We start from the raw sequence: 20810 nt of genomic DNA, 5'->3' as shown, positions 1-20810 counted from the left end.
GTCACGTGGGTCCCGGTTCTGCAGCGCACCGCTCCGCGCTGCGCAGCGCCCGGGACAAGAGAGAGCGTCCGATGACCAACAAATTCCGCACCCTCGACGACGTCGACGTGAAGGGCAAGCGCGTGCTGCTGCGCGTCGACCTCAACGTGCCCATGGAGAATGGGCGCGTCACCGACGCGACCCGGCTCGAGCGCGTGGCGCCGACCATCACCGAACTCGCCGACAAGGGCGGCAAGGTCATCCTGCTCGCGCATTTCGGCCGGCCGAAGGGGCGCGATGCCAAGGACTCGCTCAAGCCCGTCGCGGAAGCGCTGTCGAAGGTTGTGAAGAAGCCCGTCGGCTTTGCCGATGATTGCATCGGCGAGCCCGCGGCAAAGGCCGTGGCCGGCCTAGAGGACGGCGACATCCTCTGTCTCGAAAACACCCGCTTCCACAAGGAAGAGGAAAAGAACGATCCCGCCTTCGTCGCGGAGCTCGCCAAGCTCGGCGACATCTGGGTCAATGACGCGTTCTCGGCTGCGCACCGCGCCCATGCCTCGACCGAAGGCCTCGGTCACAAGCTGCCGGCCTATGCCGGCCGCACCATGCAGGCCGAGCTCGATGCGCTGGAGAAGGCGCTGGGATCGCCGACCAAGCCCGTCATCGCCATCATCGGCGGCGCCAAGGTCTCGACCAAGATCGACCTCCTGGAAAATCTCGTGACCAAGGTCGACGCGCTGGTGATCGGCGGCGGCATGGCCAACACCTTCCTGCACGCCCAGGGCGTCGCGATCGGCAAGTCGCTGGCCGAGAAAGACCTCGCACCGACCGCGCTGCGCATCATGGAGAAGGCGGATGCCGCCAACTGCGCCATCATCCTGCCCGTGGATGCGACCGTCGCCTATCATTTCGCGGCCAACGCGCCGTCGCATGCCTATGGGCTCGATGCGATCCCGGCCGACGGCATGATCCTCGACGTCGGCCCGCAATCGGTCGCCCGCGTCCACGCGGCGATCGACGATGCGGCAACCCTGGTCTGGAACGGACCGCTGGGCGCCTTCGAGATGCAGCCGTTCGACCGCGGCACGGTCGCGGCCGCCAAGCACGCCGCCGAGCGCACCAAGGCGAAGAAGCTGGTCTCGATCGCGGGCGGCGGCGACACTGTCGCTGCACTCAACCAGGCCCATGTGGCCGGTGACTTCACCTATGTATCGACCGCCGGTGGCGCGTTCCTCGAATGGATGGAAGGCAAGCCGCTCCCCGGCGTCGAGGTTCTGCGCATCAAGTAAGCAAGCGGCCTTTCAAGTCAGCCTTGCAGGGCCCCAACGGGAGAAAGACACAGATGGCTCGGATCACGTTACGTCAACTGCTCGACCACGCGGCGGAGAACGATTACGGCGTACCGGCCTTCAACATCAACAACATGGAGCAGGCGCTGGCGATCATGGACGCGGCCAACCAGGTCGACGCGCCCGTCATCATCCAGGCCTCGCGCGGCGCCCGCTCCTACGCCAACGACGTCATGCTCAAGCACATGATGGACGCGGTGACCGAGATCTATCCGCACATTCCGGTCTGCGTGCATCTCGACCACGGCAACGAGCCCGCGACCTGCATGACCGCGATCCAGGCCGGCTTCACCTCGGTCATGATGGACGGCTCGCTCAAGGCCGACGGCAAGACCCCCGGCGACTGGGGCTACAATGTCGGCGTCACCAAGACCGTGACCGACATGGCCCATCTCGGCGGCATCTCGGTGGAAGGCGAGCTCGGCGTGCTCGGTTCGCTCGAAACCGGCATGGGCGACAAGGAAGACGGCCACGGCGCCGAGGGCAAGCTCAGCCACGACCAGCTCCTGACCAATCCGGACGAGGCGGTGAAGTTCGTGCAGGAGACCAAGGTCGACGCGCTCGCGATCGCGATGGGGACTTCTCACGGTGCTTACAAATTTACCCGCAAGCCCGACGGCGACATCCTCGCCATGAACGTGATCGAGGAGATCCACCGCAAGCTGCCGAACACCCATCTCGTCATGCACGGCTCCTCGTCGGTGCCGCAGGATCTCCAGGACATCATCAACGCCTATGGCGGCAAGATGAAGCCGACCTGGGGCGTGCCTGTCGCCGAGATCCAGCGCGGCATCAAGAACGGCGTGCGCAAGATCAACATCGACACCGACAACCGCATGGCGATGACCGGCCAGATCCGCAAGGTGCTCAAGGACAATCCGGAAGAGTTCGATCCGCGCAAATATTTGAAGCCGGCGATGGAAGCGATGACCAGGCTGTGCAAGCAGCGGCTTCAGGAATTCAATACCGCCGGCCAGGCCTCCAAGATCAAGAGGGTGCTGACCACCGCCGAGATGGCCAAGCGCTACGCCAAGGGCGAGCTCGACCCCAAGGTGGCGTAAGCGATCGCGAAGTCGCGAGGGCCCGCACACTCTCTCCGTCATTCCGGGGCGCCGCAAAGCGGCGAGCCCGGAATCCATAACCACAGCCTGGGGTTATGGATTCCGGGCCTGCGCCTTCCGGCGCATCCCGGAATGACGGGCTCTCTTGTCGCACGATCTCCCTCCCTTTTACCCTGCGACGAACGTTAACTCGGCAATTGCCCGAGAACGGTCTATTTTTGCGGGCAAGGGCAGAATCGATTTGGGAGGACCTCTCGATGAATCTGACTGAGCTCAACAGGATCGCCACCGCCATGGTCGTATCAGGCAAGGGCATCCTTGCCGCCGACGAATCCTCCGGCACCATCAAGAAGCGCTTCGACGCCATCGGCGTGGAATCGACGGAAGAGAACCGCCGCGACTATCGCGAGATGCTGTTTCGCGCCAAGGACGCCATGAGCCAGTACATCTCCGGCGTGATCCTCTATGACGAGACGATCTGGCAGGATGCCAAGGACGGCACGCCGCTGGTCAGGCTGATCGAGCAGAGCGGCGCCATCCCGGGGATCAAGGTCGACGAGGGCACGCAGGCCCTGCCGATGTGTCCGGGCGAGCTCGTCACGGTCGGGCTCGACAAGCTCGCCGAGCGGCTGAAGAAATATTACGAGCGCGGCGCGCGTTTCGCCAAATGGCGTGCGGTGATCGACATCGGCAGCGGCATTCCCTCGATGACCGCGATCAGCGTCAACGCCCACGCGCTGGCGCGCTACGCCGCGCTGTGCCAGGCCGCGCAGATCGTGCCGATCGTCGAGCCGGAAGTGCTGATGGACGGCGACCACGACATCGACCGCTGCTATGACGTGACGAGCCGCGTGCTCAACAAGACCTTCCAGGAGTTGCGCGTGCAGCGCGTTGCGCTCGAAGGCATGGTGCTGAAGCCGAACATGGCAATCTCAGGCAAGAAGTGTCCGAAGCAGGCCTCCGTCGAGGAGGTCGCGGAGAAGACGATCCGGCTGCTCAAGGCCTGCGTGCCCGCAGCGGTGCCCGGCATCGCTTTCCTCTCCGGCGGCCAGTCCGACGAGGAAGCGACTGCGCATCTCAATGCCATGCACAAGCTCGGCCCGCTGCCCTGGGGCCTGACCTTCTCCTACGGCCGCGCGCTCCAGGCCGCGCCGCAGAAGGCCTGGTCCGGGAGGCCTGAGAACGTCGCGGCCGGACAGCGCGCCTTCAGCCATCGCGCGCGGATGAACGGCCTTGCCGCCAAGGGCGAATGGCAAAGCAGCCTGGAACAGAAGGCAGCCTAGATCTTGTCGAACAAACCGCCTCCGCCGCGCCCGGCGCCGCGTCTCTACCTCGCGACGCCTATTGTCGATGACCCTGCGCGGCTCGTCGCCGATTTGCCGGGCCTGCTCGCTTCGGCCGATGTCGCGGCCGTGCTGCTGCGGCTGAAGGAGACCGACCAGCGCACCATGATCTCGCGCGTCAAGGCGTTGGCACCGCCGGTGCAGAAGGCAGGCGCAGCCCTCCTCGTCGATGGCCATCCTGACATCGTCGCGCGCGGCGGCGCCGACGGCGCGCACCTCACCGGCCTTGCCGCGCTGGAAGAGGCGGCGCCCTCGCTCAAGCCCGATCGCATCGCCGGCGTCGGCGGCCTCGCCACGCGGCACGATTCCATGAGCGCGGGCGAGATGGGCGCCGACTATGTGCTGTTCGGCGAGCCCGACAAGAAAGGCCAGCGCCCTTCATCCCAGGCCATCACCGAACGGCTGGACTGGTGGGCCGAGCTGTTCGAGCCGCCCTGCGTCGGCTTTGCCACGTCACTGGAAGAGGCCCACGATTTCGCCGCCAGCGGCGCCGATTTCGTGCTGGTCGGCGACTTCATCTGGGCCGATCCGCGCGGGCCCAAGGCGGCGCTGGTCGAGGCCGACGCTGCGATCAAGAAGGCCCATGCGACGGCGCCGGCGAGCCAGGATCCTGCGGGTCAGGAGCACGGCCAGCGCCCGACATGAAGCTTCCGCACATCACCATGCTGGCCGCGCTGCTGCTCACGGCGCCCGCGGCCGCGCAGCTCCAGATCACGCCGCCGGCCGCAACGCCGAGCGCTCCCGCCGAAAAAAAGAAGCCCAGACCGCACACGATCACCAAGAAGAAGGAGGCCGCTCCTGCGCCGAAACCTTCGGCGTCCCCCAAGCCCTCCTCCTCGCCCAAGCCGGCCGCGACCGTGATCCCCGCGCCGCCGACCGACGATCCCAACGTCGATCTTGTCTACGGCGCCTACCAGCGCGGTCAGTACAAGACCGCGTTCGAGCTCGCCACCGCCCGCGCGCAAGCAGGCGATCCCAAGGCGATGACCATGCTCGGCGAGCTCTATTCCAACGCCATGGGCATCCGGCGCGACTACGCCAAGGCGGCCGAATGGTACAAGCGCGCCGCCGATTCCGGCGATCGCGAGGCGATGTTCGCGCTCGCCATGCTGCGCATGTCGGGCCGCGGCGGCCCGGTCGACAAGGGCGAGGCGGTCAAGCTGATGGCCTCTGCCGCCAAGCTCGGCGAGCCCAAGGCCGCCTATAATCTCGCCTTGCTCTATCTGGACGGCCAGACCCTGCCGCAGGACGTCAAGCGCTCGGCGGAGCTGCTGCGCCAGGCCGCCGATGCAGGCCTGCCCGAGGCGCAATACGCGCTCGCGACCTTCTACAAGGAAGGCACCGGTGTGCCGAAGGACCCGGAACGTGCGGTGCGGCTGCTCCAGGCCGCCTCGCTCGCCGACAATGTCGATGCCGAGGTCGAATATGCGATCGCGATGTTCAACGGCACCGGCACGCCGAAGAACCAGCCGGCGGCCGTAGCCCTGCTGCGCAAGGCGTCCCGTCAGGGCAGCGCGATCGCGCAGAACCGGCTGGCATGGGTGCTGATCAATGGCGTGGGTACACCCATGGACAAGGTCGAGGGCTTCAAATGGCACCTGGTGGCCAAAACGGCCGGCAAGGGCGACCCCGATCTCGACAAGCAATTATACGATCTGCCAGCCGAGGAGCGGGCCAAGGCTGAGGCCGCCGCCAAGAAATGGCTCGGGACCAAATGACTTGACGCAAGCGCCCTCGCAGGGCACCCAATCCCTCAAACAGGCGCGACGTTCCGTCACTGCCCCTGATCCCCCGCCCCCGATCAAGTCCAGAGCTCATGCTGTATTCCGCCACTATCAACGTCATGGTCAAGGCCGCGCGCCGCGCCGGCCGCAGCCTCAAGCGCGATCTCGGCGAGATCGAGCATCTCCAGGTCTCGCTGAAGGGGCCGGCGAATTTCGTCTCGCTCGCCGACAAGCGCGCCGAGGAGATCCTCTATCAGGACCTCGCCAAGGCGAGGCCCGGCTACGGCTTCATCGGCGAAGAGGGCGGCACCCGCGAAGGCACCGACAAGAGCCACACCTGGATCGTCGATCCGCTCGACGGCACCACCAATTTCCTGCACGGCATCCCGCAATTCGCGATCTCGATCGGCCTCGCCCGTGAAGGCACGATCATCGCCGGCGTGATCTACAACCCCGCCAATGACGAGCTCTACATCGCCGAGCGCGGCAAGGGCGCCTTCCTCAACGACCAGCGCCTGCGCGTGGCCGGCCGCCGCCAGCTGAACGAATGCGTGGTGGCCTGCGGCCTGCCCCATATCGGCCGCGGCGACCACGAGGAATTCCGCCGCGAGATGACCGCGATCCAGAATCGCGTCGCGGGCCTGCGCCGCTTCGGCGCCGCCTCGCTCGACCTCGCCTTCGTCGCCGCCGGCCGCCTCGACGGGTATTGGGAGCGCAATCTGCAATCCTGGGACATCGCCGCCGGTATGCTGATGGTGCGCGAAGCCGGCGGCACGGTGAGCGATATCAACACGCCCGGCGATGCGCTGGTGACCGGGGACGTGGTGTGCGGCAATGAGTACGTGCACGGGGAGCTGGTGAAGATTTTGCGGAAGCCTGCGTAAGGCAGGAGCTCGCGCTCCACACTCCGCCGTCATCATCCGCGAAGGCGGATGATCCAGTATTCCAGAGACGTCAGTCGGATACCGAGAAGCCGCGGCGTACTGGATGCCCCGCCTGCGCGGGGCATGACAGTTTTCCTTACGGCCTTGCTCGCACCGGCGGGCCGTAGGCCTCATGGTCCTTCGCCGGCGCCGGCTCCCGGTCCCCGCCCAGCACGCGCTGCACCGAGACGAAGAACACCGGCACCATCAGGAGCGCCAGGATCACCACCGCGATCATGCCGCCCATCACGATGCTGCCCAGCGCCTGCTGGCTGGCGCCGCCGGCGCCATGCGCGATCGCCATCGGCAGCACGCCGCAGATGAAGGCGAGGCCGGTCATCAGGATCGGGCGGAAGCGCAGGCGGCACGCCTCGATGGTGGCTTCCACCAGCGGCTTGCCTTCCTTGCGCAGATCCTTCGCGAACTCGATGATCAGGATCGCGTCCTTCGCGGCGAGGCCGATGATGGTGATCAGGCCGACGGTGAAGTAGACGTCGTTGGGCAGGCCGCGCAGCATGGCGGCGGCGACGGCGCCGACGATGCCGAGCGGCACGGTCAGCAGCACCGCGAGCGGAATGGTCCAGCTCTCGTACAGCGCGGCCAGACACAGGAACACCACGAATACCGAGAGCGCCAGCAGGAATGGCGCCTGCGAGCCCGACAGTTTTTCCTGGAGCGATTGTCCGGTCCATTCATAGCCGAAGCCGCGCGGCAGTCTGTCAGCAAGCTGCTCCATCTCGGCGATCGCATCGCCCGAGGTGAAGCCGGGCCTGGCTTCGCCGGAGATGCGCACCGCCGGATAATAGTTGAAGCCGGCGATCTGCGTCGGACCGCGGGCCCATTCCACCGTGGCAAAGGACGAGAACGGCACCAGCTGGCCGCGGCTGTTCTTGACGTTGTAGTTGAGGATGTCCTCGGTCCGCATGCGGTCGCGCGCGTCGGCCTGCACGACGACACGCTGCATGCGGCCGCGGTTCGGGAAGTCGTTGATGTAGTTCGAGCCGAGATTGGTGGAGATGGTGTTGTTGATGTCCTCGAAGGTGACGCCGAAGGCGCCGGCCTTCTCGCGGTCGATCATGAGATTGACCACGCCTGCCTCGGGCAGGCCTTCGATGTAGACCTTCTGAAGCACCGGGCTCGCATTGGCCGCCGCGATCAGCTGGTCCGCAGCGCGCATCAAGGCCGAATAGCCCTTCTGGCCGCGGTCCTGAAGGCGGAACGAGAATCCGGAGGAGTTGCCGAGATTGTCGATCGGCGGCGGCTGCAGCGCCGAGATCTTGGCGTCGCGGATCGATGAGAGGTCGCGGTTGATATCGTTGACGATCGCCGCGGCGGAATCCTTGGGTCCGCGCTCCGACCAGTCCTTCAGCGTGATGAAGGCCTGCGCGGTGTTCATGCCCTGGCCGGAGAAGCTGAAGCCCGTGAGGAAGGTGACATCCTTGATTCCCGGCCGTGCCGCGAGGTATTTTTCGACCTTCTCGATCACGGCCTCGGTGCGGGCGTAGGACGAATCCGACGGCGTCTGCACGTCGGTGGTGACGAAGCCCTGGTCGTCGACGGGCAGGAAGCCGCCGGGCAGGCTGACGAAGGCCCAGGACAGGCCGACCAGCAGCGCGGCATAGACCAGCATCAGGCGCCCGGTGCGCTTCAGCGAGAAACCGACCGTACCCGCATAGCGAAACCGCGCGGCCTCCAGCATGTGATTGAACCAGCCGAACACGAAATTGCTGGAATGACCGTGCCCCTTGGCGATTGGCTTGAGCAGGGTCGCACACAGCGCCGGCGTCAGCGACAGCGCGAGGAAGGCGGAGAAGCCGATCGCGGCGACCATGGTGACGGAGAACTGGCGGTAGATGATGCCGACCGAGCCCGGGAAGAACGCCATCGGCACGAACACCGCCATCAGCACCAGGGTGATGCCGATGATGGCACCGGTGATCTGCGACATCGCCTTGCGCGTGGCTTCCTTCGGCGGCAGGCCTTCCTCGGCCATGATGCGTTCGACGTTCTCGACCACGACGATGGCGTCGTCGACGAGGATGCCGACCGCAAGCACCATGCCGAACATCGAGAGCATGTTGATGGAGTAGCCGGCGAGCAGCAGCGTGGAACAGGCGCCCAACAGCGCCACCGGCACCACGATGGTCGGAATGATGGTGTAGCGGATGTTCTGGAGGAACAGGAACATCACCACGAACACCAGCACCACGGCTTCGACCAGCGTCGTCAGCACCTTCTTGATCGAGGCCTCGACCACGGGCGTGATGTTGTAGGGGATCTCGTAGGTGATGTTGGCCGGGAAGAAGCGCGACAGCTCCTTCATCTTCGCTTCGACCGCGCTCGCGGTTGCCAGCGCATTGCCGGTCGGCGACATCAGCACCGACAGACCCGCGGTCGGCTTGCCGTTGAGGCGCGTGTTGAACTGGTAGCTGAGCCCGCCGACCTCGACGCGCGCGACATCGCGCAGGCGCACGGTCGAGCCGTCGGCATTGGCGCGCAGGATGATGGCGCCGAATTCGTCCGGCGAGGAGAGTTGCCCCTTGACCAGCACCAGCGTCGAGGTGCGCTGGCTGGACGTCGAAGGTTCGGCACCGATGCTGCCGGAGGCCACCTGCGCGTTCTGCGCGGCGATGGCCTTGTTGACGTCATCGGCGGTCAGCCCATAGCCGACGAGCTTGGCCGGATCGACCCAGACGCGCAAGCTGCGCTCGGTCGAGTACAGCGTGGCGCGACCGACGCCGGGAATTCGGCGGATCTCACCCAGCACGTTGCGGATCATGAAGTCGCCGAGGCCGACCTCATCCAGGCTGCCGTCGGTCGAACTCAGCGTGATGATCTGAAGCACCGCGCTGGAGGCTTCCTCGATCAGGATGCCCTGCTGCATCACCGCGCGCGGCAGGCGCGCCTCGACGCGCTTGATGCGGTTCTGAACTTCCACCGAGGCGTCGTTGGTATCGGTGCCGGGCTGGAAATTGGCGATGATCTCGACCTGGCCGAGCGAGTCGCTGGTCGATTCGAAATTGAGAATGCCGGAGGCGCCGTTGAGCTCCTCCTCGATCAGCCGCGTGACGCTGTTGTAGAGGTTTTCGGGCGACGCACCGGGATAACTGGTCGAGATCGAGATCGAGGGCGGCGCGATGATCGGATATTGCGCGATCGGCAGCAGCGGCACCGCGATCGCGCCGATCAAGCAGATGAACAGCGCGACCACCCAGGCGAAGATCGGCCTGTCGATGAAAAAGCTCGGCATAGCGCGTTACCGCGTGAGCTGCTGGGCGTGCCGGTTGTCCGCGGTCGCTTCCGCCTCCGACCAGGATTGCGGCTTGACCTTGTCGCCGGCCGCGAATTTCTGGAAACCTTCGACCACGACCTTGTCACCGGCCTTCAGGCCTTCGGTGACGAACCAGAGTCCGTCCTGCACCGATCCCGTGCGCACCGGCTGCACCGCGATGTGGTTGTCGTCCTTGACGACGAACACCTCGCTGCCGCCGCCGCCATTGCGCTGGACCGCCTGCTGCGGCACCGCGATCGCGTCGGAATCGAGACCCTGGTCGATGCGGACCCGGACATACATGCCCGGCAGCAGTTCGCGCTTCGGGTTGGGGAACTCGCCGCGCAACGTCACCTGCCCGGTATTGGCGTCGACCTTGGCGTCGGAAAACAGCAGTTTGCCGTCGAGCGAATAGATGGTGTTGTCGTCGAGCACCAAGCGCACCTTGGCGGCATCAGCGGCGATGCGCTCAAGGTCGCCGGTCTCGAAGGCACGGCGGAGCTGGTTGAGTTCATTCACCGACTGGGTGAAGTCGGCGTAGATCGGATCGAGCTGCTGGATGGTGGCGAGATTGGTCTCGTTCTGCACGGCGAGCGCGCCCTCGCTGACCAGCGCCGCACCGACCACGCCGTCGATCGGCGCGCGCACGGTGGCGTAGTCGAGATTGAGCTTTGCCCGCGCGAGCTCGGCCTTGCGGCCCTCGACCTCGGCGTGGGCCTGGCGTTCGCCCGCGATCGCCTTCTCGTTCTCGGCTTCCGGGGCAGCGCGATCCTTGGTGAGGGTGGCGATACGATGCGCCTGCTGCTTGGCCTGCATCAATGCCGCCTCGGCCTTGGCAAGCGCGGCCTCGTTGGCCATCACCTCGACCTCAAAGGGACGCGGATCGATGCGGTAGAGCGGATCGCCCGCCTTCACCTCGCTGCCCTGGCGGAACAGACGCTCGACCACGTTGCCGGAGACGCGAGGCCGCACGTCGGAGACACGGGTCGGTGCGATGCGGCCCGGCAGTTCGCGCACCACGGCGCGCGGCTGCGGCTTGACGACGACGACGCTCACGTCAGGAGCGGCAGGCTGGGCCGCGGACACGGCGGAGCTGGATTCGTCGCAAGCACCAAGGAGCGGCGCAAGGGCCGCGAGCATCAATGCAACGCATGCCGATCGCGCGCGAAGTCCTGACATGAAGTGTGGTGCCCCGATGTTGTTGATACTGCTCACGCTCCGTGGGCCCGTCCTGGACTCCTTTCGCGCGCCGATGGCCTCAAAATAGAATGGACTTGCTGCGACGCAACGCGTGTTGCGGGCGGCTCATTGTCACACGACCTAACTCGTTGACTTCAGAGGCCTTTTCTCGAATCACCGGATTGTGAGTCTAGTTCCACCGCCGCGTGCTGCGACCGAACACCGCAATCACTCGGCGGCTTTCAGCCGATAATGGCTGATTCCCCATTCGGTTCCACCGGCGTAGCCGAACAGGCAGGATGTTGCGAGGAGGAACCAGCGCCAGCGACGCATGCAGGGAGCAGTCTCCTCGCCGTAGACCCTGCGCAAGGACGGCTCGATGGGGCCGCGATGCGCATCGAAATTGGCGAGCCAGTCGTTGGCGGTGCGCTGGTAATGCGTACCGCTCCAGCACCATTCCTTCTCGATCGCAAAGATATCGTCGAATTGCCTGACGAGGTGATGGCTCGGCATCAGCCCGCCCGTGAAGACGTGCTGCGCGATCCAGTCGTTGCGATCGAGCCGGTCGAACAGCTGCGAGCCCGAGCGATGGGTGGCGACCTGCATGAAGAGCCGCCCCTCCGACGCCAGCCATGACCGCACCCGTGTCATCAGCTTGCGCCAGTTCGTCATCTGCCCGAACATCTCGACCGAGACGATGCGGTCGAACTGGCCTTCGGGCTCGAACACGTTCATGTCCGCGGTGACCGCGCGCAGGTTCAGGAGTCCGCGGAGCCGCGCCTCCTCCTCGACATGGGCGCACTGCGCCTGCGAGCCCGACACCACCGTCACCTTTGCATGAGGAAACTGCCGCGCCATCCACAGCGACAGCGAGCCCCAGCCGCAACCGAGCTCGAGGATGGTCTGGCCGTCGGCAAGATCGGCATGCTCGACGGTCTGGCGCAGCGCCTCCTCCTCCGCCTCCCGCAAGGTGCTCGCGTCTGTCTTGTAGAAGCAGGAGGAGAATTTGCGGTTGGGGCCGAGCACTTCGGCGAAGAAGGAAGCAGGCGCCTCGTCGTGCCGGGTCCCCGCACCCTCGGCAATCGGCCGCAGCATCATCCGCCCAGCGAAGGCGGCGTCATCGGCGGCGCCCAGCGCGGACAGGCCGCTCGCCGTGCGGGAGCACAAGCGCTGGATCGCGGCACGGATGATCACGTCCGGCAGCGGGACGCGTTCGGCACTCCCGATGATCGCGGAAACGACGCTCATGCACCTCCCGAACGGCGAGCTTCTGCAGATACCAGCTCATCAAAGCGCCGCTTCCGGCCCCGGTTCCCCCAGCTGTCCCCGAAATTGGCGCATCCGGCGCTTTTTTTGGACGGGCGCTGTGCCATAGTGCGCACCGCAAGCAAGCTTACGTAACGGATGATACCGGCCATGCCGTCTGGCACTTCCCGCTCCACCTTGGATATCGAGTACACGAAACTGTCCTCGCCCAGCGTCTTCCTGGTGCGGATGCTGGTCTTCCTGGTGCTGTGCACGCTGGTTGGCGTGGTGCTCTACAAGCAGATCATCCAGGCCTTCTTCGCCAATCCCGGGCTCAATGCCCTGATCGGGGCAGTGCTGTTCATCGGCATCGTGCTGGCCTTCCGCCAGGTCATCCGGCTCTATCCCGAAGTCTCCTGGGTCAACAATTTCCGCATCGCCGACCCCGGCCTGGCGCCGGCCCGGCACCCGAAGCTGCTGGCGCCGATGGCGGCGATCCTCGGCGGCGAGCGCTCCGGGCGGATGACCATCACCCAGACCACGATGCGGCATTTGCTCGATTCCATCGCGACGCGCCTCGACGAGGCCCGCGACATCTCGCGCTACATGACCGGCCTCCTTGTCTTCCTCGGCCTGCTCGGCACCTTCTGGGGCCTGATCGAGACGGTCGGCTCGGTCGGCAAGGTGATCGACGGGCTCAAGGTCGGCGGCGATGCCGGCTCACTGTTCGACACGCTCAAGGAGGGCCTCGCCGCCCCGCTCGGCGGCATGGGGATCTCGTTCTCCAGCTCGCTGTTCGGCCTCGCCGGCTCCCTGATCCTCGGCTTCCTCGACCTGCAATCGAGCCAGGCGCAGAACCGCTTCTACACCGACCTCGAAGACTGGCTCGCCACCACCGTGCGCGAATATGGCAACGGCGAAGCGCCGCCCGTTGCGGCAGGCGGCGGCGTCGCTAGCGGCGAGCTCCAGGCCGCGGTCGAACGGCTGCGCTCCGTGTTCGAGGAAGGCAGCGCCAGCCGCGGCACAACGGCGGCGATGGCGAGCCTTGCCGAGGCGATCCAGGCGCTGGTCTCGCACATGCGCACCGAACAGCAGATGATCCGCGAATGGGCCGACGGCCAGGGCGAGCAGAACCGCGAGATCCGGCGCCTGTTGGAGCGCATCGCGCGCCAGCCGGAGAAGAGCTGAGGCGGGGACGGAGGTTTCGTGCCCCGGACGCAATGCAGCACGAAGTGATGCATCGCTCTGAGCCGGGGCCCAGAATCTTCTACCTAACGCCGGGTCCCGGCTCAGCGGCGCATCGCCAAGGGCGCTGCACCGCGTCCGGGACACGAGAGAAACGGAGAGACGTAAATGGCTCTAGCGCGCGGCCGCCGCAGCGAAGGCGCCTTCAACTACTGGCCCGGCTTCGTCGACGCGCTGTCGACGCTGGTGCTGTCGATCGTGTTCCTGCTGTCGGTGTTTCTGGTCGTACAGTTCTTCCTGTCGCAGGAGGTCACCGGCAAGGACAAGGCGCTGGAACAGCTCAACGCCAAGATCGCCCAGCTCAACGAGCTCCTGTCGCTGGAAAAGCTCGGCAAGCTCAGCCTCGACGACCAGGTCTCGCAATTGAGGGCGGGCCTCGCCTCGGCCGAGTCCGAGCGCGACCGCATCAAGGGTCTCTATGACGGCCTTGCCGCCGCCGGCAATGACGCGCAAGGCAAGACCGCCGAACTCGGCAAGGCGCTGGACTCGGAGAAGGCCGTCTCGGCGCGGGCCTTGGCGCAGATCGAGGTGTTGAACCAGCAGATCAGCGCGCTCAGGCGGCAATTGGCGGCGCTGGAAGAGGCCCTGGATGCATCCGAGAAGCGCGACAAGGAATCGCAAAATCGAATTGCCGATCTGGGCTCTCGCCTGAACGTTGCCCTGGCGCAGCGCGTGCAGGAATTGTCGCGCTACCGCTCCGAATTCTTCGGCCGCCTGCGCGCCATCCTCGGCAACCGCCCCGACATCCGCATCGTCGGCGACCGCTTCGTGTTCCAGTCCGAAGTGTTCTTCGATACCGGCCAGGCGACCTTGCTGCCCGAGGGCCGCGCCGAGCTCGACACGCTGGCGACCGCGCTGATCGAGCTCGACAAGAAGATCCCGAGCGAAATCCCCTGGGTATTGCGCGTCGACGGCCATACCGATGTGCGTCCGGTCAACGGCCCGAACTTCAAGTCGAACTGGGACCTGTCCGCGGCGCGCTCGATCTCGGTGGTGCAATATCTCATCTCGCTCGGCGTGCCCGCCCAGCGTCTCGTCGCGGCCGGCTTCGGCGAATTCCAGCCGCTCGATCCAGGGAACACCGAGGAGGCCTACAAGCGCAACCGCCGCATCGAGCTGAAGCTGACGGAGCGGTAGTGGAGTCGCTTGTGGCAGTCGTTCCGGGGCGATGCGAAGCATCGAACCCGGAATCTCGAGATTCCGGGTTCGCCCTCTGGGCGCCCCGGAATGACGGAGCCCAACAATGATCTCTGCGCTTCACCTCCGCCCTTACCGACCCGAGGACGAAGCCGCGGCGATCGAGCTCTGGCATCGCACCTGGCAGCAGGCCTATCCGCAGATCGACTTCGCGGCACGGCTGGAATGGTGGCGCGAGCGCTGGCGCAAGGACCTGGTGCCGAAGGCCTCGATCGCGGTGGCGGAGCAGGATGGTGCGCTGACCGGTTTCGTCACGATCGATGGCGAAGGCTATCTCGACCAGCTCGTGGTCGATCCGGAGCATTGGGGCTCGGATGCAGCGCGGCTGCTGGTGGACGAGGCCAAGCGTCTCTCGCCGGGAGGAATCACGCTGCTCGTCAACAAGGACAATGCCCGCGCCATCCGCTTCTACGAGCGCAACGGCTTTGCCCATGCCGGCGACGACGTGAACCCGACCTCGGGCCGGCCGGTGCTGAAGATGGTGTGGAAGGCGTAGGCGTTCTCTCCAGCGTTGCCCCTCTCACGCGCCCTCGAACTGCAGCCGCGCCAGCCTCGCATAGAGTCCGTTCGCCGCCACGAGCTCGGCATGCGTGCCCTGCTCGACGATCCGGCCCTGGTCCATCACCAGGATGCGGTCGCAGGAGAGCACGGTGGCGAGGCGATGCGCGATGACGAGCGTGGTGCGGTGGCGCATCAGCTCTTCCAGCGCGGTCTGGACCAGCGTCTCGCTTTCGGCGTCGAGCGCGGACGTGGCCTCGTCCAGCAGCAGCAGCGGCGCATCGCGCAGGATGGCGCGCGCGATCGCAATGCGCTGGCGCTGGCCGCCGGACAGCGTCACGCCGCGCTCGCCGAGCGCCGTCTCGAAACCTTCGGGCAGGCGGCGGATGAACTCGGCGGCATGCGCGAGCTCGGCGGCACGCTCGACCTCGGCATCGCTCGCATCGGGCCGGCCGAAGCGGATGTTCTCGCGGGCGGTCGCGGCGAACACCACCGAGTCCTGCGGCACCAGCGCGATGCGGGCGCGGAAATCGCGCGGGTCGGCGGATCTGACCGGCACGCCGTCGAGCGAGATCGTCCCGCTGCGCGGATCGTAGAAGCGCAGCAGAAGATGAAAGATCGTGCTCTTGCCGGCGCCGGAGGGACCGACGATCGCGACCTTCTCGCCGGGGCGCACGGTGAACGACACGGCGTCGAGCACCTTGACGTCGGACCGCGCCGGATAGGCGAAGCTGACCTGATCGAAGCCGACCTCGCCGCGCGCGGGCACCGGCAGCGCCCGCGGCGCCGCGGGCGCTGTGATCTCGGGCTTCACGTGCAGGATCTCGAACAGGCGCTCGGCCGCGCCGGAGGCGGCCGAGACCTCGCCCCAGACCTCGCTGAGCTGGCCGAGGCCCGCCGCGGCGAACACGGCATAGAGCACGAACTGGCCGAGCCGGCCCGGCGTGATCGCGCCACTCAGCACGTCGTGCGAGCCGATCCAGAGGATGGCGACCACGCTTGCGAACACGATGAAGATGATGATGGCCGTGAGCACTGCGCGGGCCTGGGTCGAGGTTCGCGCGGCTTCATAGGCCTGTTCGACCTCGCCACCGAAACGCTTCTCGGCAAACTGCTCGCTGGTATAGGCTTGCACGGTGCGGATCGCGCCGACCAGCTCGCCGGCATAGGCCGAGGCTTCGGCGAGCGTATCCTGTGCATTGCGCGACAGGCGCCGCACCCAGCGCCCGAAGGCCACCAGCGGTAGCACGATCAAGGGAATGGCCAGCAGCACGAAGCCGGACAGCTTCGGGCTCGTGATCACCATCATCGCCGCGGCGCCCAGGAACATCATCAGGTTGCGCAACGCGATCGAGACCGAGGCGCCGACGGCCGATTTGAGCTGGGTCGTGTCGGCGGTGAGCCGCGAGATCAATTCGCCGCTGCGGGCGGAATCGAAGAAGGCGGGGGAGAGCGAGAGCAGATGGGCGAAGACGTCGCGCCTGAGGTCGGCGACGATGCGTTCGCCGATCGTCATCACGAGATAGTAGCGCGCCGCGCTCGCGAGCGCGAGCACGCCCACCACCGCGAGCATCACCGAGAAGTAGCTGTTGATCAGCTCGATGCCCTCAGGCGTCAGGCCGAAATCGATCATCCTTCGCACCGCGATCGGCACCAGCAGCGTCGTCAGCGCAGCGACCGTGAGCGCGACGAAGGCCAGCGCCGCCCGGCCGCGATAGCGGCTCACATAGGGCGCGAGCCCAAGCAGCGGCCTCAGCTTGGCGCGCCCCTTGGCGGGCTCTTCGATCAGCTCGGCCTCGATCGACGGGATGTCCGCGGCGTTCATTGCGGGCCGATTGACATGCTGGTCATCAAGCCGTTCCACTGCGCTCATGATATCCGACCTGTTGCATTGGTTTGCACCCAATAGGCTGGTGTAGGGGTAGTGGCAAATCCGGGAAGTCCCTTAGGGGCAAACCCGGTTCGACGGCCCGACATGGCTTGTTTTGCAAGGTTTCGTGCGGTATAGAGCCGCCCAAATCCGTCATTCGCTAGCCACCCAAGAAGGCGCCGGAGCGCCGAGGAATTGCCATGAAAGCCGAAATTCATCCGGATTATCATACGATTAAGGTCGTCATGACCGACGGAACCGAGTACCTGACCCGCTCGACCTGGGGCAAGGAAGGCGACACGCTGAACCTCGACATCGACCCGAAGTCGCACCCGGCCTGGACCGGCGGCTCCACGCAGATCATGGACCGCGGCGGCCGCGTTTCGCGCTTCCAGAAGAAGTTTTCGGGCTTTCTCAAAAAGGATTGAGCCGGCCGCAAGGCTGGAGACGAAAAAGCTGGAGACGAAAACGCCCCCGCAAGCCGGGGGCGTTTTTGTTTGCCGTCATTCCGGGGCGCCCGAAGGGCGAGCCCGGAATCCATAACCACGATCGGGAGTATGGATTCCGGGCCCGCGCCAAGTGGCGCGTCCCGGAATGACGACCGAGATTGTTGACAATATTACCGCTCGAACGCCGCCTTCAGCGCGTTGAGGTGCGGCACCAGCGGGTTGCCGATCGCCACGTGCTCGGCCGGCGGAGTGTGGATCGTGCTGTCGAGGCGGCGCACGCGGGTCTGCAGACTCATCGAGCGATGGATCAGCTCCTGGAGCTGCGCGGGCAGCTTCTCGATGGTGTCGGCGGGACCGGGATCGGCCGCGGTGAGCTTCACCTTGGTCTTCTCGCGGTTGGCCTGGCTCAGCGTCATCTCGCCCTCCTTCACCGCGCGATGCAGCAGCAGCCAGGAGGCAAGCTGCATCAGGCGCGTGGTGAGGCGCATGCTCTCGGTCGCATAGGTGAGGCTGACGGCGCGATCGAGTGCCTTGGCCTCGACGCGGCCGGCGCCGTCGAGATAGGCGGCGGTCTCTTCGACGAGGTCCATGCCTTCACGGAACAGAACGCCGAACGCCGCAGAATTGGTGAACCGCTCGCTGAGCTGAACGAGAGCGCCTTCGGCCTGCAAACGTTCCATGGTTAACGCCCCTTACGCAACTGTCTGACTGTCCGGCTTGGCGCCGGCTTATGATGAACAAATCATTGCGCGGGCGGAGCGCGGAGTCCAGTGACAAGCGCGGATATGGTTTCCGCGGGTCATTCCTCGCAAGTGCAACTGAGGGGATATTCCTGTTTCGACACGTCTTCTCGACGCGAAGCTGCATCCGTTGCACTTTGCGCAAAAAAAGAGCCGCCGGAGACCGGCGGCTTTGAAAGTTGATAACAGGGAGGCGTCAAACAGAGTGGACAGGAGCCACTCGGTGTCCAAACGAGGACAGTTCCAGTCATAAACCCGAAAGCTTAATCGAGCGTAAACGAGCTAATTTTTTGAGAGTTCGTTAGCCATGTCGGCCAGCGGCCGAGTGGGCGGAACAAGAGTTGGCGGTCACCCAACTCAGCGACACACTCCGCCGCCATCCCGGACAAGCGGAGCGCAGATCCGGGATCCATAGCCACCGGCGGATGTGGTGACGGGGACTCGGGAGTTGCCGGCCTCGCGCAACGACCTCGTCCTGGGAGTATGGGTCCCGGATCGGCGCGCGCTTGGGGCGCGCTTGTCCGGGACGACAGTCGTTGTGTGGCGACCGCTACTTCTTGAAAAAGTGATCTGCCGCATCGCGCGAGGCGCGCTTCCTGGTGGCGGCTTCCTCCAGTCTTGCGATCTCGGTCTTGAGCAGCGCGACGCGCTCGGTCAGCTCCTCGACCGACAACAGTGAAAGATCCTGGCCGATTTCGTGCGTGATCTTCCTGCGCGGGCGGTCGTCGTCTTCCATGGCCATGTGTGTCTCCCGAGCGGTCCTGAAGGACGCCGATCTGGCGTTCTCCATCCTGGAATGCTATCGTTTCTGTACAAGGAGAAATGTGCAGTGACTTTCGCGAGCGCGCAACATTTGACGCGAATGCCCCGGCCCGACCGCAAGGAGGCTGACCGGACGGGATAAGAGCGCGTCCACGCGCGTGAGGCATGAGCCGACCCCAAGCCCTTCCGATCATGCGGGAGGGCTTTTGATTTTCCGGTTTGATCTCTTCCGGGTCGGCATCACCAAACGCGAAAGACGCAGCCATGTCCAAAATTCTCATCACCAGCGCCCTTCCCTATGTGAACGGCGTCAAGCATCTCGGCAATCTGGTCGGGTCGCTCCTGCCTGCCGATGTGCATGCCCGCTTTAGACGCCAGACCGGCGACGAGGTGCTCTTCGTCTGTGCAACGGACGAGCACGGCACGCCGGCCGAGCTCGGCGCCGTTCGTGCCGGACAGGACATCCAGACCTTCTGCAGCACGCAGCATGCAATCCAGGCCGACATCTACCGCCGCTTCGGCCTGTCATTCGACCATTTCGGGCGGACCAGTTCGCCGCAGAATCGCGCGTTGACGCAGCACTTCTATCGCAGACTCGAAGAGAGCGGATTGATCGAGGAACGCACGTTGCAACAGGTCTGGTCCCCCGTGGACGGCCGTTTCCTGCCAGACCGCTACGTGCTCGGCACTTGCCCGCATTGTGGCGACCCATCCGCACGCGGCGATCAATGCGATCACTGCGGCACGCTCCTCGATCCGCCCGAACTGATCGATCCGCGATCTGCGCTATCGGGCGACCGCGCGCTTCAGACCCGCGAAAGCCGCCATCTGTTCCTGCGGCAGTCGCGGCTGGTCGCGGCGTTGAGCGAGTGGTTCGACAGCCGGTCCGGCTGGCCTGCCTTCGTGGTATCAACCGCGAAAAGCTGGCTCACGGCTGATTTGCGCGATCGCTGCATTACGCGCGATCTGACCTGGGGCATTCCGGTTCCGCGCCAGGGATTCGAGAACAAGGTCTTCTACGTCTGGTTCGACGCGCCGATCGGCTACATCGCAGCCACGGAGGAGTGGGCCGCCGCCGCACCAGGCCGCGACTGGCGAAAATGGTGGTGGCAGGCCGATGATGTCCGTTACATCCAGTTCCTCGGCAAGGACAACATCCCATTCCACACCGTAAGCTTTCCGGCAACGCTGATCGGCTCGAACGAGCCGTGGAAAACCGTCGATATCGTCAAGGGATTCCACTGGCTGAATTACGAAGGCGGCAAGTTCTCAACCAGCCGCAATCGGGGCATCTTCACCGATCAGGCCCTGGAAGAACTGCCGGCCGATCTCTGGCGCTGGTGGCTGATCGCCAACGCGCCCGAAAGCGCCGACACCGATTTCAGTATCGCGAAGTTCGTCGCCGACGTGAACAAGGATCTTGCTGACATCTTCGGCAACCTCGTCAATCGCATCGTCCGCTTCGCCCATCGGGCCTTCGACGGCCGAATTCCGGAAGGCGGTGCGCCAGGCGCGGCCGAGCACCTGCTCGCACGCGAACTCGAGCAACGTATCGCGACGCTGCGACGGCACCACGAGGCGCTCGAGTTTCGTGCGGCGGCGGCGGCAACTCGCGCGATCTGGGATGTCGCGAACGCTTACCTGCAGCACGCCGCGCCATGGACGGCCAGCAAGTCCGATCCGGTACGCGCAGCGCTCGTGACTCGAACAGGACTCAATCTGATCAGCGTCTGCGCCGTGCTGGCTTGGAGTATCATACCCAGCCTGTCGGAAAATGTGCTGCGCGCTTTCGGTCGCATTGACGCTGTTCCCAGCTGGCCCGTTGGCCCACTCGCGGACCTGCTCGATGGCGGTGCCGGCACGGCCGTCGCACCGATCCGTCCACTGGTCGAGAAAATCTCTCTCGAGAGAGCACGGCATCTGGCAGCGCGGTTCGGGCCTTAATGTCGTTTCACTTTGGCGGAAAAGGCGATAT

General features: G+C 65.5%; 17 protein-coding genes. 11 read left to right on the top strand and 6 right to left on the bottom strand.

Going from position 1 to position 20810, the window contains the following annotated elements:
* Window positions 1–71: 71 nt before the first annotated feature.
* The 6 genes from IVB23_RS25695 (at window position 72) to IVB23_RS25670 (ending at window position 6340) form a co-directional block, all read left to right on the top strand.
* On the top strand, window positions 72–1268 hold the full coding sequence (locus IVB23_RS25695) for a phosphoglycerate kinase (RefSeq protein ID WP_061880919.1): 1197 nt from the start codon (window positions 72–74) through the stop codon (window positions 1266–1268).
* A gap of 53 nt (window positions 1269–1321) precedes the next feature.
* Window positions 1322–2389, top strand: a complete 1068-nt coding sequence (gene fba / locus IVB23_RS25690; protein WP_061880920.1) for a class II fructose-bisphosphate aldolase — start codon at window positions 1322–1324, stop codon at window positions 2387–2389.
* A gap of 257 nt (window positions 2390–2646) precedes the next feature.
* Window positions 2647–3672 carry a class I fructose-bisphosphate aldolase gene (locus IVB23_RS25685; RefSeq protein ID WP_061880921.1) on the top strand — a complete coding sequence of 342 codons (1026 nt, stop codon included), beginning with the start codon at window positions 2647–2649 and terminating at the stop codon, window positions 3670–3672.
* 3 nt (window positions 3673–3675) lie between these two features.
* Window positions 3676–4377, top strand: coding sequence for a thiamine phosphate synthase (locus tag IVB23_RS25680; RefSeq protein WP_247800473.1), 702 nt, complete (start codon window positions 3676–3678; stop codon window positions 4375–4377).
* Entirely contained in the window at window positions 4374–5450 is a 1077-nt protein-coding gene (locus IVB23_RS25675) for a tetratricopeptide repeat protein (protein ID WP_247800472.1), read from the top strand. Before IVB23_RS25680 ends, IVB23_RS25675 begins: the two co-directional genes overlap by 4 nt.
* A gap of 98 nt (window positions 5451–5548) precedes the next feature.
* The gene (locus IVB23_RS25670) at window positions 5549–6340 is read left to right on the top strand and encodes an inositol monophosphatase family protein (RefSeq protein WP_061880924.1); all 792 of its coding nucleotides are present in this window, start codon (window positions 5549–5551) and stop codon (window positions 6338–6340) included.
* 136 nt (window positions 6341–6476) lie between these two features.
* On the opposite strand, the gene IVB23_RS25665 is transcribed toward IVB23_RS25670, so the two are convergent.
* The 3 genes from IVB23_RS25665 to IVB23_RS25655 form a co-directional block, all read right to left on the bottom strand.
* The gene (locus IVB23_RS25665) at window positions 6477–9629 is read right to left on the bottom strand and encodes a multidrug efflux RND transporter permease subunit (protein ID WP_247800471.1); all 3153 of its coding nucleotides are present in this window, start codon (window positions 9627–9629) and stop codon (window positions 6477–6479) included.
* 6 nt (window positions 9630–9635) lie between these two features.
* Window positions 9636–10829, bottom strand: a complete 1194-nt coding sequence (locus tag IVB23_RS25660) for an efflux RND transporter periplasmic adaptor subunit (RefSeq protein WP_247800470.1) — start codon at window positions 10827–10829, stop codon at window positions 9636–9638.
* Between the two features lie 228 nt (window positions 10830–11057).
* On the bottom strand, window positions 11058–12077 hold the full coding sequence (locus IVB23_RS25655) for a cyclopropane-fatty-acyl-phospholipid synthase family protein (RefSeq protein ID WP_247800469.1): 1020 nt from the start codon (window positions 12075–12077) through the stop codon (window positions 11058–11060).
* A gap of 168 nt (window positions 12078–12245) precedes the next feature.
* Here IVB23_RS25655 and IVB23_RS25650 point away from each other — a divergent pair, with 168 nt between their 5' ends.
* The 3 genes from IVB23_RS25650 to IVB23_RS25640 all read left to right on the top strand — a co-directional run bounded on the left by IVB23_RS25650 (window position 12246) and on the right by IVB23_RS25640 (window position 15012).
* The gene (locus IVB23_RS25650) at window positions 12246–13262 is read left to right on the top strand and encodes a hypothetical protein (protein WP_061880928.1); all 1017 of its coding nucleotides are present in this window, start codon (window positions 12246–12248) and stop codon (window positions 13260–13262) included.
* A gap of 165 nt (window positions 13263–13427) precedes the next feature.
* Window positions 13428–14456, top strand: coding sequence for a peptidoglycan -binding protein (locus IVB23_RS25645; protein WP_061880929.1), 1029 nt, complete (start codon window positions 13428–13430; stop codon window positions 14454–14456).
* Between the two features lie 109 nt (window positions 14457–14565).
* Window positions 14566–15012, top strand: a complete 447-nt coding sequence (locus IVB23_RS25640) for a GNAT family N-acetyltransferase (protein ID WP_197964949.1) — start codon at window positions 14566–14568, stop codon at window positions 15010–15012.
* Window positions 15013–15036: 24 nt separating this feature from the next.
* Here the strand turns inward: IVB23_RS25640 and IVB23_RS25635 are convergent, their stop codons facing one another.
* Complete coding sequence (locus tag IVB23_RS25635) at window positions 15037–16887, bottom strand: ABC transporter ATP-binding protein/permease (protein ID WP_247800468.1); 1851 nt, start codon at window positions 16885–16887, stop codon at window positions 15037–15039.
* 197 nt (window positions 16888–17084) lie between these two features.
* Here IVB23_RS25635 and rpmE point away from each other — a divergent pair, with 197 nt between their 5' ends.
* Complete coding sequence (gene rpmE, locus IVB23_RS25630) at window positions 17085–17312, top strand: 50S ribosomal protein L31 (protein ID WP_028182497.1); 228 nt, start codon at window positions 17085–17087, stop codon at window positions 17310–17312.
* A gap of 191 nt (window positions 17313–17503) precedes the next feature.
* On the opposite strand, the gene IVB23_RS25625 is transcribed toward rpmE, so the two are convergent.
* Complete coding sequence (locus tag IVB23_RS25625; protein ID WP_061880931.1) at window positions 17504–18013, bottom strand: DUF1465 family protein; 510 nt, start codon at window positions 18011–18013, stop codon at window positions 17504–17506.
* A gap of 610 nt (window positions 18014–18623) precedes the next feature.
* Entirely contained in the window at window positions 18624–18815 is a 192-nt protein-coding gene (locus IVB23_RS25620; protein WP_028182499.1) for a DUF1192 domain-containing protein, read from the bottom strand.
* A 284-nt stretch (window positions 18816–19099) separates the two neighbouring features.
* Between IVB23_RS25620 and metG the strand changes: the two genes are divergently transcribed.
* Window positions 19100–20779 carry a methionine--tRNA ligase gene (gene metG, locus IVB23_RS25615; RefSeq protein WP_247800467.1) on the top strand — a complete coding sequence of 560 codons (1680 nt, stop codon included), beginning with the start codon at window positions 19100–19102 and terminating at the stop codon, window positions 20777–20779.
* The last annotated feature ends 31 nt before the right edge of the window (window positions 20780–20810 follow it).

It is taken from the genome of Bradyrhizobium sp. 191 (assembly GCF_023100985.1).
GTDB classification, from domain to species: domain Bacteria; phylum Pseudomonadota; class Alphaproteobacteria; order Rhizobiales; family Xanthobacteraceae; genus Bradyrhizobium; species Bradyrhizobium diversitatis.
This window is presented reverse-complemented; position numbering and strand designations above follow the sequence as displayed.

What these genes read in the sequence shown, in the direction of transcription:
- IVB23_RS25645 (WP_061880929.1), top strand. Translation starts at nt 13,428, where the DNA reads ATGGCTCTAGCGCGCGGCCGCCGCAGCGAAGGCGCCTTCAACTACTGG.
- IVB23_RS25660 (WP_247800470.1), bottom strand. Translation starts at nt 10,829, where the DNA reads ATGTCAGGACTTCGCGCGCGATCGGCATGCGTTGCATTGATGCTCGCG.
- IVB23_RS25685 (WP_061880921.1), top strand. Translation starts at nt 2,647, where the DNA reads ATGAATCTGACTGAGCTCAACAGGATCGCCACCGCCATGGTCGTATCA.
- IVB23_RS25665 (WP_247800471.1), bottom strand. Translation starts at nt 9,629, where the DNA reads ATGCCGAGCTTTTTCATCGACAGGCCGATCTTCGCCTGGGTGGTCGCG.
- IVB23_RS25675 (WP_247800472.1), top strand. Translation starts at nt 4,374, where the DNA reads ATGAAGCTTCCGCACATCACCATGCTGGCCGCGCTGCTGCTCACGGCG.
- IVB23_RS25625 (WP_061880931.1), bottom strand. Translation starts at nt 18,013, where the DNA reads ATGGAACGTTTGCAGGCCGAAGGCGCTCTCGTTCAGCTCAGCGAGCGG.
- fba (WP_061880920.1), top strand. Translation starts at nt 1,322, where the DNA reads ATGGCTCGGATCACGTTACGTCAACTGCTCGACCACGCGGCGGAGAAC.
- IVB23_RS25695 (WP_061880919.1), top strand. Translation starts at nt 72, where the DNA reads ATGACCAACAAATTCCGCACCCTCGACGACGTCGACGTGAAGGGCAAG.
- IVB23_RS25670 (WP_061880924.1), top strand. Translation starts at nt 5,549, where the DNA reads ATGCTGTATTCCGCCACTATCAACGTCATGGTCAAGGCCGCGCGCCGC.
- IVB23_RS25650 (WP_061880928.1), top strand. Translation starts at nt 12,246, where the DNA reads ATGCCGTCTGGCACTTCCCGCTCCACCTTGGATATCGAGTACACGAAA.
- rpmE (WP_028182497.1), top strand. Translation starts at nt 17,085, where the DNA reads ATGAAAGCCGAAATTCATCCGGATTATCATACGATTAAGGTCGTCATG.
- IVB23_RS25655 (WP_247800469.1), bottom strand. Translation starts at nt 12,077, where the DNA reads ATGAGCGTCGTTTCCGCGATCATCGGGAGTGCCGAACGCGTCCCGCTG.
- IVB23_RS25620 (WP_028182499.1), bottom strand. Translation starts at nt 18,815, where the DNA reads ATGGCCATGGAAGACGACGACCGCCCGCGCAGGAAGATCACGCACGAA.
- IVB23_RS25635 (WP_247800468.1), bottom strand. Translation starts at nt 16,887, where the DNA reads ATGAGCGCAGTGGAACGGCTTGATGACCAGCATGTCAATCGGCCCGCA.
- metG (WP_247800467.1), top strand. Translation starts at nt 19,100, where the DNA reads ATGTCCAAAATTCTCATCACCAGCGCCCTTCCCTATGTGAACGGCGTC.